The sequence below is a fragment of the Alkalibacillus haloalkaliphilus genome (assembly GCF_007991275.1).
GTDB lineage: Bacteria > Bacillota > Bacilli > Bacillales > Alkalibacillaceae > Alkalibacillus > Alkalibacillus haloalkaliphilus.
Genome location: NZ_BJYA01000010.1, coordinates 38944 through 53679, shown reverse-complemented (window position 1 = coordinate 53679; position 14736 = coordinate 38944). Strand labels below are relative to the sequence as shown.

Sequence of the window (14736 nt, the reverse complement as noted above, 5' to 3'; positions counted from 1 at the left end):
AATAAAATTATGGCACAGAAAAAAGTAGGATTACTCGTTATGGCGTACGGTACGCCTTACAAGGAAGAAGATCTAGAACGTTATTATACACATATTCGTAAAGGTAATCGCCCGACTGATGAAATGATTGAAGATTTACGTAGCCGTTATGAAGAAATTGGCGGTATATCACCATTAGCACGTATTACACGTGGACAAGGTGAAGCACTAGAGGCGAAATTAAACGAAGAGCAAGACGATGTAGAGTTCAAACTATACTTAGGTTTAAAGCATATTGACCCATTCATTGAAGATGCTATTGAGCAAATGGCAAAAGACGGTATTACAGAAGCGGTTAGTATCGTATTAGCACCACATTATTCAACTTTCAGCATTAAGTCATACAACGGACGTGCGCAAGAAGAAGCTGAAAAGCACGGCGTTAACTTGAAGTCTGTAGTTGATTGGTACGATCAGCCAGGTTATATCGAGTACTGGGTAGAACAGGTTAATAAAGTATACGGTCAAATGACTGAAGAAGAGCGTAACAATGCTTGCTTAATCGTTTCAGCTCACAGTTTACCTGAAAAGATTATCCAAGATGGTGACCCATACCCAGAGCAACTGCAACGTACAGCCGATTTAATCGCTGAACAAGCAGGCATTACCGATTATGAGATTGGTTGGCAAAGTGAAGGTAATACACCAGAGCCTTGGTTAGGACCAGATGTTCAAGATTTAACTCGTGATCTTTTTGAGCAAAAAGGTTATACAACATTTGTCTATGCACCAGCAGGCTTCGTGTCAGATCACTTAGAAGTGTTATATGACAATGATATTGAGTGTAAAGAAGTATGTGATGATATTCAGGCTTCATACTATCGTCCAGAAATGCCAAACACTCATCCGAAGTTTATTAGCACGTTATCAAAGGTTGTACAAGAGACATTGAAGGGGTAATCCTTTATGACGAATAAGCGTAAGCAAATAGCAATTATCGGCGGTGGCATTACAGGTCTCACCGCCGCTTATTATTTACAAAAGAATGAAGTCGATGCTGATGTGACGTTAATCGAAAAGACTGACCATTTAGGCGGAATCATCTGGACTGAACGGCGTGACGGTTTTACGATTGAGCGTGGTCCTGATTCTTTTCTAGAACGCAAAACGACAGCCAAACATTTAGTTGAAGATTTAGGCTTAGAAGACAAATTAATTAGAAGTGCAACAGGTAAGGCTTTTATTTTATCCCAAGACCAGCTGCACCCAATGCCTCAAGGGGCTGTGATGGGAATTCCGACACAGCTAGCACCATTTTTTAGCTCAACGTTATTTACGTTTAAAGGTAAGTTAGACGCTCTGAAAGACTATACAACAGGTAAAACAGAAGTAGAAGATGACATTTCTGTTGGGCACTTTTTCCGCCGCCGTTTAGGTGATGAAGTAGTCGACAGGCTGATCCATCCACTTATTTCTGGAATCTATGCGGGAGACATTGATCAATTAAGCTTAAAGGCAACATTCCCACATTTTCTTGAAACGGAAAAGAAACACGGTAGCTTAATTCGCGGCTTACAAAAGTCAACACCGAAAAAACAGACCGGCGGCCAAAAGCAAGGGATGTTCTTAACCCTTGAAGGTGGCTTAAAGACGTTAGTTGACGGATTAACAGATGCGCTAACTTGTAATGTTCGTATGTCAACGGATGTTAGTCAAGTTGAAAAGCATGATGAACGTTACTTGTTACATATTAATGGTCAAGAAGAGCCGTTAGAAGCTGATTACGTCATTGCGACAACACCACACTATGTAACACAACAGTTGTTCAGTGAGTATGAATTTATGAATGAGCTATCTGAGACGAAAAATACGTCTGTTGCGAATGTCGCTATGGCATTTGATGAAGACGCGGTGAAAAACTTACCAGATGGAACAGGTTTCGTCGTTTCACGTAAAGAAGATTACCGTATTACCGCTTGCACGTGGACATTTAAAAAGTGGCCACATACAACACCTGAAGGATCTGTATTACTTCGTGCTTATGTTGGTAAACCAGGCGATGAAGAAGTGCTAGATTTATCTGATGATGAGATCTCTCAACTCGTCATTAATGACTTGAAGAAAATCATGACGATTGAAGACGATCCGAAGTTCAAACTTATAACACGATTGTATGACGCAATGCCACAGTATACGGTTGGCCACCTTCAACGCTTAGAAAGACTAGAAGAGAAGGTGAATGAGCAGTTACCAGGTGTTTATTTAATCGGTAACGCTTATCGCGGTGTCGGTTTACCAGATTGTATGGATCAAGCGATTAGAATCGTAGAAGAAATAGCTGAGAAATAATTGAATTTAGCAAAGGCTGTCCTCATCGTCATGAAAAGTGGCTGTTTGAGGGCAGTCTTTTTTTTGTGTGAAGATTAATTAGGCGAAATTTTCGATAATTAAGCGAAAATCTAAATAATTGGGCGAACTTCAAATTAATCAGGCGAACGCCTAAATAATTAAGCGTTCGCCTAAATAAGAGCGGACGGCTAGCTTAATCTACTTCTCGATAAGTTATTAAACCAGATGATGAATTAAAAGGAAAGTGATTAAAAACTTCCATAGCATGATCATCGGTTGTATCGAACTCTCCAACAATATGCAGAACACCACGATTGACCGCGTACTGTATTTGATGATTAATTAATGTAGGGATGATGTCCTGACTGTATCCCTCTGCAACGCCGCACCAGCCTAATTCATATGTGCCTTTTTCGTCTGATTCGTGTAGAAAAGAGTAAGCTGCAATGTTATCACGATCAACATAGATGTAGCTTCCATCTAGGGTCGTGTCTTCTGCTAGAATCATTTGCTTCCATTGATCATCGTCGAGTTTCGCGACTGGGTTTGCTAGGTGTGTGCGTTCATAATTGTTTTTAACAACTGTTACTAATCTATTTAATTTTTCTTCATCTAAAGAAAGATCTTTTAACGATTTTAAGACGTATGGTGTGTGGGTAGTTGGCCCAGGCACATCGAGTTGTGAAAGCTTTAGTGTCGGCAAATAAGTTCTTCTAATTTCTTGAAAATGATGAGATTCATAAAGGTGTCTAAGATGTTCTTGCGATTCCCAAACCGATGTTTGTAATGGAGCTTCCACCTTATCGTCATTGGTTAATTTACTTAATAATTTTTCTTCAACACGATAGTCTGGATTAGATAGAATACGAAAATATGTACAATTTGGGTGAATTGAACTTGTCCAAGCAAGGGCGAGCCCAATTAACTCTTGATCATTAAAAGCAGAGTAAGCAAATTTTAAACCAGGACTATTCAAAATGTGAAGTGAAGTGTGATCTTCATGACAGAAATCCAATAATTTAACCAGCTCACCTTTATGGTCAGTGTTATATGGCTTGATTGAAATTGACATAGGAAGCCTCCTTTATAAGCAGGTTGTCACTATATTAGCACAGAAGGACAGCAAAAAACACGCTCAAAATGACTTGAGCGTGTTTTCGTTTAGAGATGGATGGTTTAGTGATAAACTAATTAGTGAATTGAATCGCATTTTTCGCATTTGTTTGTGTAACAATCGGCTTGCTCTACCATGTCTTGTTTGCAAACTGCGCATTGCTTTTTCGGTAGGTTACGGAAAAACTGTACAGGTGACATTAACATGAGTAAGTCCTCCTTAAAGGTTTGAATTTTAAGAAAATTTATCTTGTACTTATACTATACTGTATTAATACAGATTTGTTAAGTGTTAATCTGTTATATAACTTAAAATGGGAGGAAAGACCTATATGGAATTAAAAGTGATTGGATATTGGGGCGCTTATCCAGAGGCTGAAAGCGCGACATCATGCTATTTGTTAGAACAAGATGGCTTTAAAGTAGTCATTGATTTAGGAAGTGGTGCCTTATCGAGACTGCAACAGTATGTAACAGTTGATGAAATCGATGCTGTTGTATTATCACACTTTCATCACGATCATGTAGCTGATCTAGGCTCATTTCAGTATGCTTGTTTAGTACAGCAACAATTGAAAAATATTCAAGGTCATATTCCGGTTTATGCAGCAAATGACAATGAAACAGATTTTAATCAACTTAATCACGTTGCAACTAAAGGAAAAGGCTATCAAGAAGGACAAGACTTACACATCGGCCCGTTTACTTTTTCATTTCAAAAAACGAAACATCCGAAAACGTGTTATGCGATGCGTGTCACTAACGGTGAGAAGACGTTTGTTTATACAGCTGATACAGCGTTTTTCCCAGAGTTAGCAGGTTTTGCGAAGGGAGCAGATTTGTTAGTTGCTGAAAGTAGTTTTTACAAAGGAATGGACGGGGCGAAAGCTGGGCACATGACAGGTGAAGAGTGTGGTAAATTAGCACGAGATGCGAGTGTGGAAGCGTTATGGTTAACGCATTTACCTCACTTTGGAGAACATGGTGACTTAGTCAATGAAGCGAAATCGCTATATAATGGCAGTGTCACGATTGCGTATGAAGGATTAACGTGGCGTTCTAAAGGGTAATCATTGCGAATGTTGTCATAGTTTCTTATACTTTTAATAGAGAGAATAGAAGGGGGCTTAACGGATGTTATATTTTATTGATAATGAAGGAATTACAGATCCACAACTTAATCTAGCAATTGAAGAATATGCGCTAAAGCATTTAAACATTGATGATGATCAGCAATACTTATTATTTTACGTGAATGGCCCGTCGATTATCGTCGGTAAAAACCAAAACTCTGTAGAAGAGATTAATACAGATTTCGTTGAGGCTAATGACATTAAAGTTGTTCGCCGTTTATCGGGTGGCGGCGCCGTATATCACGATTTAGGTAACTTAAACTTCAGCTTTTTAGCTAAAGATGAAGGTAATAACTTCAGTAACTTTAAAAAATTCACACAGCCTGTAGTAGACGCACTACAAAAGCTAGGGGTTAATGCTGAGTTATCAGGTCGTAATGACATAACAGCGGATGGCCGAAAGATTTCAGGTAATGCTCAATTTACAACAAAAGGTCGAATGTTTAGCCACGGAACGCTCATGTTTGATTCGGAAGTTGAAAATGTGATCCAATCATTACGTGTAAAGTCGGAAAAAATCCGTTCAAAAGGGATTAAATCAATCCGCAGTCGTGTCGCGAACATTTCTGAGTTTATTGATGAAAATATTACGATGGACGACTTTAAAGAAACGTTACTGAAATATATTTTCGATGTGGAAGATGTTAAAGATGTCCCGCGATATAAACTAGATGAAGAAGATTGGAAGAAAATCCACGAAATCTCTGAGTCACGCTATCAGAAATGGGACTGGAACTATGGCCGTTCTCCAGCTTTCAACATTCAGCATTCAAAACGAGTTGAAGGTGTTGGATCATATGATGTACGCCTAGATGTGAAAAAAGGTGTGATCCAAGATGTCACGATCTTCGGTGACTTCTTCGGTATCGGTGAAGTGTCAGATGTAGAGGACAAGCTTAAAGGTGTTAAATACGAACGTGAAGCAATCCAAGCAGCGTTAAAAGATATTGATTTACAGCACTATTTAGGCAAAATTGAAGATGAAGACTTCATGTCTTTAGTTTATTAAGTGAAAAACCGTCAGAGCTTATAAAGGCTCTGGCGGGTTTTTGCATTTTACTCCCGAACAGAAAGTTTAAAGGCGTAAGTTGCTTCCCCGTAGTATTGATCATCCCATGTGAGATAAAAAATATAATGGTGCACTCCAGGTTCATCTGGTGCTTCAAACGTAGGACTGTCTGCGATTGTAAACTCTTCTTGCTTTTCACCTAGTCGATAACGAGTCACGACAATACTACTTGGTTTTGGCGCAGCTTCATCAAAGCTGTCAAAGTCATCAACATTAGGTATTATAGTATGTTGGATTCGTTGTCCGGCATTTACGATAGGTGTTTGGTACCCTTCAGTAAGCTCGCGTGGGTCACTACTTTCAAGGTCACACGGTTGTTCTTCAGGCTCCCAACAATAGTTGTCTAAACTTGGTGTGTATCCTCGGTCATTTACTGATATACGAAATGCAGGCGGTTCCTCTAGTGCTAGACCGTTTTCGGTATCTTCTATGTATTCATTTTCAACTTCCTCTTCTACTTCGTTAGTAGGTGGCTTTACCTCTTCACCTGTACAAGCAGTCAATAAAAGAACTCCACTAAGTAAAAATATTATTTTTTTCACAGCTACATCTCCTCTATTGAAGATTAAAAAACTAATATCTCAAAGATACCTTATGAATGTGATTATAGAAGTAAGAAAACCTACATTCTATTCACGAACAGTAAGTTTAAATCCGTGTATAGATTCCCCGTAATAATCATCATCCCATACGAGATGGAACAAATAATAATGTAATCCAGATTCTTCAGGGGCATTAAAGGATTTATTTTCCATTTCAAATTCTTCTTGTAACTCACCTCGTTGGTATCGCATGACGATCACTTGATCCGGATCTGGAACTAAACCTCCTAATTTATCAAAGTCTTCTCCAGAAGTAACGATTCCATAAGAAATTTGTTCGTTAGCATTAACTAGGGTGTTTGGTAGTTCGCTCGTAATCTCTCGAGGGTCATTTTTTCAAGGTCACACGGTCTTTCTTCAGGTTCCCAACATAAGGTATCACGTGGAGAGAAAAGCTCTTCATTATCTACCTCCACTCTAAATGCGGGCGGACTATCTAATCTAGCGTTTTCTTCTGATTCTTCCTCTATGTTTTCCTGTTCACTTTCTGTATCTGATTCCAGTTCGTTAGTAGGTGGCTTTACCTCTTCACCTGTACATGCAGTTAATAAAAGAATTCCACAAAGTAAAAGTATTAATTTTTTCACCATCACATCTCCTTTGTTAAGACGGATATTATTTTAATATTCTATCATTTTATTAATTTTTTATCAATTTTTTCCAAACGAAGAGGTGTTTAGAAATAAATGTAGAAAATAAACATTAATTATATAGGAAGTTTTCCACTGAAAGTTATGAGGGGAGTTTGCAATTTTATGCATAAATTCATCATGTTTGAAATGAAGAAAGCCGCAAAATCTTCATTCTTTTACATATTGCTAGCTTTATTAGTTCTAGTGATTAGTGGCTATTTTATCTACAATTACATACAAACTGAACGAGTTGAAGATTTAATAGAAGAAGCTGAGACTACAGTATCAGCTTATGAACGTAGGCTTCAAGAAAGAGGATTTGAAAAAGGGAGCGACATAAATGACGTAAAAAACCCATTAGAAGCCAGAGAAATTGAAATCAATCTCAAGTTTATTGAAAGAAACGAAACAAGACTTCAAGGGTATGAAAACCATGACTGGAAGAAGGTTGTGGGAGAAGAAATAAAGATATTAGAATACTACTTTGAAAGATTTCCAACACAAGCGGAAGAACAAGTATATACATGGCTGACACACTTCAGTCGGGAAGTCAACTTAGAGCGAAATCGCTGGCTTCGAGACCGTGAGATCCGTCCCGTGTTTCCGATTCATGAGGGCACTGAATTAACGGTGTATGATGAAGTGTTTGATTCAGAAATAGATGAAGAAGCTGCTCATATGGCTAGTAATATCCATTCATCATCGGGCTTTTATTTTTTATACCGCTTGTTTGAATTGTTTTTAACGGTATTCGGTGCGGCTTTTTTCTTATTCTTGTTCGGTAATGTTATGACGAGAGAAGGGTTAGGACAAAATGGGCCGATTCACTTTATCTACACACAACCTGTTCGACGTGGAACTGTTTTCGTCAGTAAGGCTATATCAGTAGCGCTAATGTCGTTATTAATCGTGTTTAGTGTTGGTTTATTTTCATTGTTGCTTGGAGTCGTTTTTGATCGTTTGGGTGCATGGGATTATCCTGTACTGATCTATGAACCTGAATTCCAGTTTAGCTTTATGCTGATGGGGACATTTTTACTATGGTCAGCGTTGTTGTTTTTAATGGTACTCGTCTTCTGTTATGCCTGGTTGTTTTTATTTTCAGTATTAGCAAGAAGAACATCGATTGCGATTGGTTTAACGTTAGCTGTCGCGTTCTTGGGTGTACAATTCAGTGACCAAATCGTCGGTGCTTATAACCCATTTTTATATTTTAATGTGTACGAAATAATCACGTTGGAAACAGCATTAGTGCAGGAGAATTTTGACATCAATCTAGTCAGTGGTGTGTTGTCACTTGGGGTTAGTAGTTTACTAATTTTAAGTTTGTCATATTTCATATTGAGGGTGAGAATGAGATAGAGTGATGTAATTTTTTCTATTTTAAGAAGGTATTATGTAAGTGGGTGTAGAATTATGTACAATACATTTGGAAATTTTTGATAATTACCGTGAGGGGAGGGCTATGTCTTAATGATTAAATTTATATTTTTTGAAATAAAGAAAGCCACAAAGTCTGCATTCTTTTACATGTTGCTAGCTTTATTAGTTCTAGTGGTTAGTGGCTATTTTATCTACAATTACATACAAACTGAACGAGTTGAAGGCGAGGTAGAGGAGGCGGAGTTTAAAGTATCAGCTAGTGAACGCTCTCTAGAAGAAATGGGATTTGAAATAGGTGATGATTTATATGAAATCACCGATCACGTGGAACGATTAGCAATTGAAAGTGATATACAGATGATTGAGAGTAACCGAACAAGGCTTGAGGGGTATGAAAATCATGATTGGGAAAAAGTTACACAAGTTGAAGTGGACATGGGTGAAGAACATTTTGAAAGATTTCCAACGCAAGCGGAAGAACAAGTTTATACTTGGATGACACACTTCAGTCGGGAAGTCCACTTAGAGCGTAACCGCTGGCTTCGAGACCGTGAGATTCGTCCCGTATTTCCAATTCATAGTTTCTCTGAATTAACGGTGTATGACGAAGTATTTAATTCAGAAATTGAAGAAGAAATGGCTCATAACTTTAATAATATCCATTCATCATCGGGCTTTTATTTTTTATACCGCTTGTTTGAAATGTTTTTAACGGTATTCGGTGCGGCTTTTTTCTTATTCTTGTTCGGTAATGTTATGACGAGAGAAGGATTAGGACAAAATGGGCCGATTCATTTTCTATACACACAACCTGTTCAACGTGGAACTGTTTTCGTCAGTAAAGTTATCACAATTGCGCTGATGTCATTATTGACGGTTGTAGGTGTTGGTTTATTTTCGTTACTGCTAGGAGTTGTTTTTGATCGTTTAGGTGCATGGGATTATCCTGTGCTGATCTATGAACCAGAGTTCCAGTTTAGCTTTATGCCGATGGGAATATTTTCATTATGGTCGGCGATGTTGTTCTTAATGGTACTCGTCTTCTGTTATTCCTGGTTGTTTTTATTTTCAGTATTAGCAAGACGAACATCGATTGCGATTGGTTTGACGTTAGCTGTCGTGTTTTTGGGTGTGCAATTCAGTGAACAACTCGTCGGCGCTTATAACCCATTTTTATATTTCGATGTGTACGAAATAATCACGTTTGAAACAGCATTGGTGCAGGAGAATTTTAACATCAATCTAGTTAATGGTGTTGTGTCACTTGGGGTTAGTAGTTTACTAATTTTAGTCGTGTCATATTTTGTGATGAAAGTAAAAATGAAGTAGTGAGGGGGTTTTTGCATGATTGTTAAAGTTGATGGTCTAAAGAAAAAGTACAAGAAGGATTGGGTTTTAAAAGGAATTGACATAGAAGTAGAAGAACCACAAATTATAGCGCTCGTTGGCCCAAATGGTTCGGGTAAGACAACGTTAATGAATTGCATGACGAATTTATTAACCTATGATCAAGGTGAAGTGGAATTGCTCGGTCAGAAAAATTCTGATACGAAAATTTTTAAAGACGTATCGTACCTTCAAGATAATCGAATTTTATACGGAACGTTAACTGCTTATGATCATTTGAAGTTTATTTGCGATGTTCAAGGGTTACCTAAATCAAAAATTGAAGAAGTCGCTAAGCGCGTTGGGATGGAAAGTTACTTAAAGAAGCGCGTACAAAATTTCTCATTAGGGATGAAGCAGCATTTGTTGTTAGCTATGGTTATTATTAATGATCCAAAGGTGTTGTTAATGGATGAGCCACTAACAGGGCTGGATCCAACGAGTGCGATTGATATGCGTAATATTTTGTTAGAGCTAAGAGAAGAAGGAACGACGGTTATTGTTTCGTCGCACAACCTTGATGAAATTGATCGACTGACGAATAAAATATACTTTTTGAAAGATGGCGCGCTTTTAAAAGAGTCGCTCGAGCAATTTGCAACAAAGGAATATTACTTAACGGTTGATGATTTGGAAAAGGCTAAAGGTGTTTTAGAAGAAGCAGCCGTTCCATTTTTAATTTATAATCAAGAACAAGTAACATTTGAAGAAACAGATGTTGAACTTCAGACTGTCATTGATCATTTAAATAAGCAGGGTGTAGCAATTTTAGATATTGAAAATGAGCGTGTCGGTGCTGAAAAACGCTATCGTGAGCTGTTTGAAGGGGACGCATCTGTATGAAGTTATTAGTCTTTGAATTTAAAAAAATGTTCTTTTCGAAAAAGTTTTTAGTTTTATTGGCTTTTTTAGTCGCGTTAGTTGTACTGTTGTTTTTTCGGAATGTTATTTTAGAAGATTATGTTTTAGATGAGAAGCAGTCGAACTATAGCTATTTAGTAGAAGTTAGCGAGATGAATAATCGCACTTATACTAGACAGCTTGAACAAGATCTTGAAGAAGGAACAGAAGAATATGAAGAAATAGAAATGCGTCAAGAGATGAACTTGGATCTTTTAAATACAGCTGATGAACTGCATAATTTAGTTGGGACAGATGAATGGCAGCAGCAATTAAATGTTGAAATATCTTTTATGGAACAAGTAAGGGATTATCGCATGGCAGAAGGGGAGTACCCTATTACTGAAGAGGAAATTCACCATACGCTTGCGTTGAACCAACAACTTTTAGCACAGGGTATCCCGAAAGAAATCGAGAACTATAGTCATGCGCCACCTAACTTCTTGCTCCAAGTCGTTAATTTATGGGTGACGTTAGGTGCGTTGGTCGTTGTATTACTACTAATTGGTGATTTGATGACGAGTGAATTTGAAAGTCGTTCAATTAACTTATTGTTCACACAACCATTTAACCGTGCGCATATAATTGTGAGTAAATTTGTAAGCTCGCTAGTTATCTATTTGATTGTTTTAGTCGCTGTATTGCTGACGGCGCTCGGAGTTAGTTATCTGTTTGGGACGGAAGGCAATTTCCAATACCCAGTCATTATTGAAGTGGATGGTGTTTTAAGGGCGCTGACGTCTGTTGATTATGTCGTGCAAGCTGTAGGATTAATGAGCTTGATGGTCGTGTTTATGATTTCGCTCTATTTACTTTATAGCTTGTTATTCAAACAAACGATAATGACACTGTTTGCTTTGTTAGGAACATTATTATTAGGTTATATTTTAACCGCTACTTTTTCTATGGATGCCTTGGCGTGGTTTAATCCATTTAAATACGTCTTGCCTGAACAAGCAATTTTAACACAAGAAAATGAGAGGTGGTACGATGCAATTCCAGTCACATTAATCGTATCAGTCGTCCTACTTTTCATTGCTTCAACAAAAATTAAAACGAGTAAAGTTGATTAAAGAAACCCACGACAGCTTTAGTGGCTGTCGTGGGTTTTGGTTTATGGGAGGGTGGATTTTATACGGGTTTGTCCGACAATAATTGGTTCTCGTCCGACATTAATTAGCAGTCGTCCGGCAATTATGTGGTTTTGTCCGTCAATAAGTCGCTGTTGTCCGACATTAAGGGTAATCCGGTAATAAGTTGAGCTATTCGGTAATTATCACTCTCTATTCGGTAATAAGCAGTCCTTATTCGGTAATAAATCGATCCATTCGGTAATAAGCAGTCCCTATTCGGTATTAAATCCACTTATTCGGTAATAAACTGAGCTATTCGGCAATAACCCACTACACTACCCACTCTTCTTCTTCCCTGAAGCTGTAGTCTTTTTCTTTTGGCCTCCTCCAGTAGATTTCTTCTTCTGGCCGCCTTTTTGCGTTTTGTTAAGCGACTTTTCTAAAGCGTCCATTAGGTCGGTGACGTTGTCTGGTTTTTCTGGTTCTTTGGCTGTTGCGACTTCTTCGCCATCTTTCTTCTTCTCGATTAAATCGAGCAAAGCTGTGCGGTATTCGTCTGTATATTTTTCTGGATCGAATTCAGTTGTCAGTTGGTCGATTAACATTTTCGCTGTTTCTAATTCTTTTTCTACGACGTTGTCTTCCTCTGGCACGTTCGGCACTTCGCCAACATCACGGACTTCATCTGGGTAGTGGATCGTTTCCATGACAATCGTATTGTTATAAATACGCACGACGGCTAGATGTTCTTTTGAACGTATTGTAATTTTGGCTAAGCCAATTTTGCCGCTATCTTCTAAAGCTTGGCGCAGTAGTGAATAGGCTTTGCCACCGCCTTCGCTCGGTGATAAGTAATAGCTTCGATCAAAGTAGATTGGATCAATTTCATCCAACTTAACAAAGTCCACGATTTCAACGGATTTATCGTCTTTTGCTTCTTTTAAATTTTCTAAGTCTTCATCTTCCAAAATAACGAATTTATTTTTCGTATATTCAAATCCTTTAACAATATCGTCATTTGTCACTTCGGTTTCACAAACGGGGCACGTCTTTTCATATTTAACGGGGGATTGGCACTCTTTGTGCAAGTTGCGCAGTTTAATGTCTTTGTTTTCAGTTGCGGAATGTAGCTTGACTGGTATATTGACAAGGCCGAAGCTTATCGTCCCTTTCCACATCGTATGCATCACGATCATCTCCTTTATTGGTTATCTTTTCTCGTTTAGTGATAAAAATGCACCTTTACGTTAAAAATAACCATGTAAAATTGGAGGTGAGCGCTATGTGGAAGCCGATGTTGCTGACACTTGTTGAGGATATGCCGACAGGTGACAATTGGGTGTATGAAGTAAAATATGATGGATTTCGATGTGGGCTTGAATGGACGGAAAAGGGAGTGAAACTGTGGAGTCGTAATGGCAATGACTTCACTGCACAGTTTCCTGAAATTACGGCTTGGTGTGAAAATCATTCTGAACAGGTCAAACCGCATCTACCGCTATTTTTAGACGGTGAATTAGTCGTGTTGGATTCAGAATTAAAAGGAAACTTCTCAATTATTCAGACGCGTGGTCGCATGTCATCGAAAGATCGAATTCAAAGTGTCAGTCAAAAAAGACCCGCGACGTTTATGGCATTTGACCTGTTGCAACTTAAAGGAAAAAGTTTAGAAAGCCAACTTTTACATAAAAGGCGCAGTCAATTAGAGGAGTTATTCGGCGAAGGAGCATTTAGATATAACGAAAGATTAAACATAGTAAAACAATACGACGATGCGCAAAAAATATGGCAAGATGTGCAGTTGCACCAAGGTGAAGGAGTTGTAGCTAAAAACGCTCGCTCCAAAGTAACGAGTGGCAAGCGAAGTGAACAGTGGCAAAAGATCAAAAACTGGCGTGCGGTTACGGGCTTTTTAACAAAATGGAATATGGAAAATGAGTACTTTGATGTGTCGGTTTACAAAGGCGAGGAGATGCCCCTTTTAGGTAAGCTGAAACACGGCTTTTCAGATGAAGAAAAAGAAACACTTAAAGCTTTTGTTTATGAAAATGGTGAAAAAATAAACGCAAAAACGTGGGAGATCCCGCCGAGTGTCTGTTTAGAAATTCACTGTTTAGAAGCAAAAGATCGAGAGCTGCGCGAGCCTGTCTTTCATCAATTTCGTTTTGACATAGAGCCTAGTGATTGTACGTGCGAACGTGTTAGAGAAGGGTTAGGGCAGCTGCCAGAGTCAGTTGAGATTTCTAAGCCTGATAAGTTGCTATTTCCGCAGTTTAACAAACGTGACTTTGTGTTATATTTGCGCGAAGTGGCACCACTTTTACTTCCAAGGTTACAAAATAAGCGATTGACGATGATTCGGTTTCCTGACGGTGTCGATGATCATTCATTTTACCAAAAACATTTGCCTGATTATGCACCTGATTTTATCCAAACAGTGCCGGGGGATGAGGAAGATGAGGATATCATCTGCCAAGATTTGCAGACGTTACTTTGGTTCGGCAATCATGCGGCAATTGAGTATCATGTGCCTTTTAACACGGTTGACTCAGAGTTACCTGATGAAATGGTGTTTGATTTAGATCCACCGACTTTAAAGCAGTTTTCGTTAGCGGTTTTCGCAGCACAGTTGATTAAAGAAATGTGTGAACATCAAGGGTATGACGTGTATGTGAAAACGTCTGGGAAAACGGGTTTGCAGTTGCATATTCCGTTAGATGAAGAGACGACTTATGATGACACGCGCGAATTTATGGAAGCAGTGGCGAAAGTGCTCGTCGAAAAATATCCGGAAAAATTTACGATCGAACGGTTGAAGAAAAATCGTGGCAATCGACTTTATATCGATTATATTCAGCACGCACCTGGTAAAACAATCATTGCTCCTTACTCCCCGCGAGCGACGAAAGAAGGAACAGTGGCGACACCACTTTTTTGGGATGAAGTTAACGAATCACTTGACCCGCGTGATTATACGATGGATGTCATATCGAAACGGTTAAATGAGAGAGGGTGTCCGTTTTGGAGGTAGTTTTGGCCGGCTTATGCTGGCCTTTACTTTTGGAAAATACACCCTTTCCATTGGAATATTATGTTAAGATTTAGAGAAGGAAGGGG

At 38.6% G+C, this 14736-nt stretch carries 15 protein-coding genes; 9 read left to right on the top strand and 6 right to left on the bottom strand.

The window, feature by feature from the left end; genetic code table 11:
- Positions 1 to 9: 9 nt before the first annotated feature.
- Together hemH and hemY are read left to right on the top strand one after the other, a co-directional pair.
- Positions 10 to 939, top strand: a complete 930-nt coding sequence (hemH, locus tag AHA02nite_RS07480) for a ferrochelatase (protein WP_146815928.1) — start codon at positions 10 to 12, stop codon at positions 937 to 939.
- A 6-nt stretch (positions 940 to 945) separates the two neighbouring features.
- Complete coding sequence (hemY, locus tag AHA02nite_RS07475) at positions 946 to 2328, top strand: protoporphyrinogen oxidase (protein WP_146815926.1); 1383 nt, start codon at positions 946 to 948, stop codon at positions 2326 to 2328.
- Between the two features lie 193 nt (positions 2329 to 2521).
- Here the strand turns inward: hemY and AHA02nite_RS07470 are convergent, their stop codons facing one another.
- Positions 2522 to 3400, bottom strand: a complete 879-nt coding sequence (locus tag AHA02nite_RS07470; RefSeq protein WP_146815924.1) for a hypothetical protein — start codon at positions 3398 to 3400, stop codon at positions 2522 to 2524.
- 119 nt (positions 3401 to 3519) lie between these two features.
- Positions 3520 to 3642 (bottom strand): protein YhfH, encoded by a 123-nt coding sequence (gene yhfH, locus AHA02nite_RS07465; protein ID WP_307724921.1) that lies wholly within the window; start codon positions 3640 to 3642, stop codon positions 3520 to 3522.
- Positions 3643 to 3773: 131 nt separating this feature from the next.
- Between yhfH and AHA02nite_RS07460 the strand changes: the two genes are divergently transcribed.
- Positions 3774 to 4511 carry an MBL fold metallo-hydrolase gene (locus AHA02nite_RS07460; protein WP_146815922.1) on the top strand — a complete coding sequence of 246 codons (738 nt, stop codon included), beginning with the start codon at positions 3774 to 3776 and terminating at the stop codon, positions 4509 to 4511.
- Positions 4512 to 4575: 64 nt separating this feature from the next.
- Entirely contained in the window at positions 4576 to 5583 is a 1008-nt protein-coding gene (locus tag AHA02nite_RS07455) for a lipoate--protein ligase (RefSeq protein WP_146815920.1), read from the top strand.
- Positions 5584 to 5630: 47 nt separating this feature from the next.
- Here AHA02nite_RS07455 and AHA02nite_RS07450 read toward each other — a convergent pair whose 3' ends face one another.
- The 3 genes from AHA02nite_RS07450 to AHA02nite_RS07445 form a co-directional block, all read right to left on the bottom strand.
- Positions 5631 to 6185 (bottom strand): membrane lipoprotein lipid attachment site-containing protein, encoded by a 555-nt coding sequence (locus AHA02nite_RS07450; protein WP_146815918.1) that lies wholly within the window; start codon positions 6183 to 6185, stop codon positions 5631 to 5633.
- An 87-nt stretch (positions 6186 to 6272) separates the two neighbouring features.
- Positions 6273 to 6437 (bottom strand): hypothetical protein, encoded by a 165-nt coding sequence (locus AHA02nite_RS15110; RefSeq protein WP_170236016.1) that lies wholly within the window; start codon positions 6435 to 6437, stop codon positions 6273 to 6275.
- 98 nt (positions 6438 to 6535) lie between these two features.
- A complete protein-coding gene (locus AHA02nite_RS07445) occupies positions 6536 to 6832 on the bottom strand; it encodes a hypothetical protein (RefSeq protein ID WP_146815916.1) in 297 nt (98 codons plus the stop codon).
- A 168-nt stretch (positions 6833 to 7000) separates the two neighbouring features.
- Between AHA02nite_RS07445 and AHA02nite_RS07440 the strand changes: the two genes are divergently transcribed.
- From AHA02nite_RS07440 to AHA02nite_RS07425, 4 genes are all read left to right on the top strand, one after another.
- The gene (locus tag AHA02nite_RS07440) at positions 7001 to 8239 is read left to right on the top strand and encodes an ABC transporter permease (protein WP_170236015.1); all 1239 of its coding nucleotides are present in this window, start codon (positions 7001 to 7003) and stop codon (positions 8237 to 8239) included.
- Between the two features lie 111 nt (positions 8240 to 8350).
- Complete coding sequence (locus AHA02nite_RS07435; protein WP_146815912.1) at positions 8351 to 9589, top strand: ABC transporter permease; 1239 nt, start codon at positions 8351 to 8353, stop codon at positions 9587 to 9589.
- A gap of 15 nt (positions 9590 to 9604) precedes the next feature.
- Positions 9605 to 10489, top strand: a complete 885-nt coding sequence (locus AHA02nite_RS07430) for an ABC transporter ATP-binding protein (RefSeq protein ID WP_146815910.1) — start codon at positions 9605 to 9607, stop codon at positions 10487 to 10489.
- A complete protein-coding gene (locus AHA02nite_RS07425) occupies positions 10486 to 11619 on the top strand; it encodes an ABC transporter permease (protein ID WP_146815908.1) in 1134 nt (377 codons plus the stop codon). Before AHA02nite_RS07430 ends, AHA02nite_RS07425 begins: the two co-directional genes overlap by 4 nt.
- 335 nt (positions 11620 to 11954) lie before the next feature.
- On the opposite strand, the gene ku is transcribed toward AHA02nite_RS07425, so the two are convergent.
- Positions 11955 to 12806, bottom strand: coding sequence for a non-homologous end joining protein Ku (gene ku / locus AHA02nite_RS07420; protein ID WP_146815906.1), 852 nt, complete (start codon positions 12804 to 12806; stop codon positions 11955 to 11957).
- A gap of 95 nt (positions 12807 to 12901) precedes the next feature.
- On the opposite strand from ku, the gene ligD reads away from it, so the two are divergent.
- Entirely contained in the window at positions 12902 to 14650 is a 1749-nt protein-coding gene (ligD, locus tag AHA02nite_RS07415; protein ID WP_170236014.1) for a DNA ligase D, read from the top strand.
- Positions 14651 to 14736: the final 86 nt, after the last annotated feature.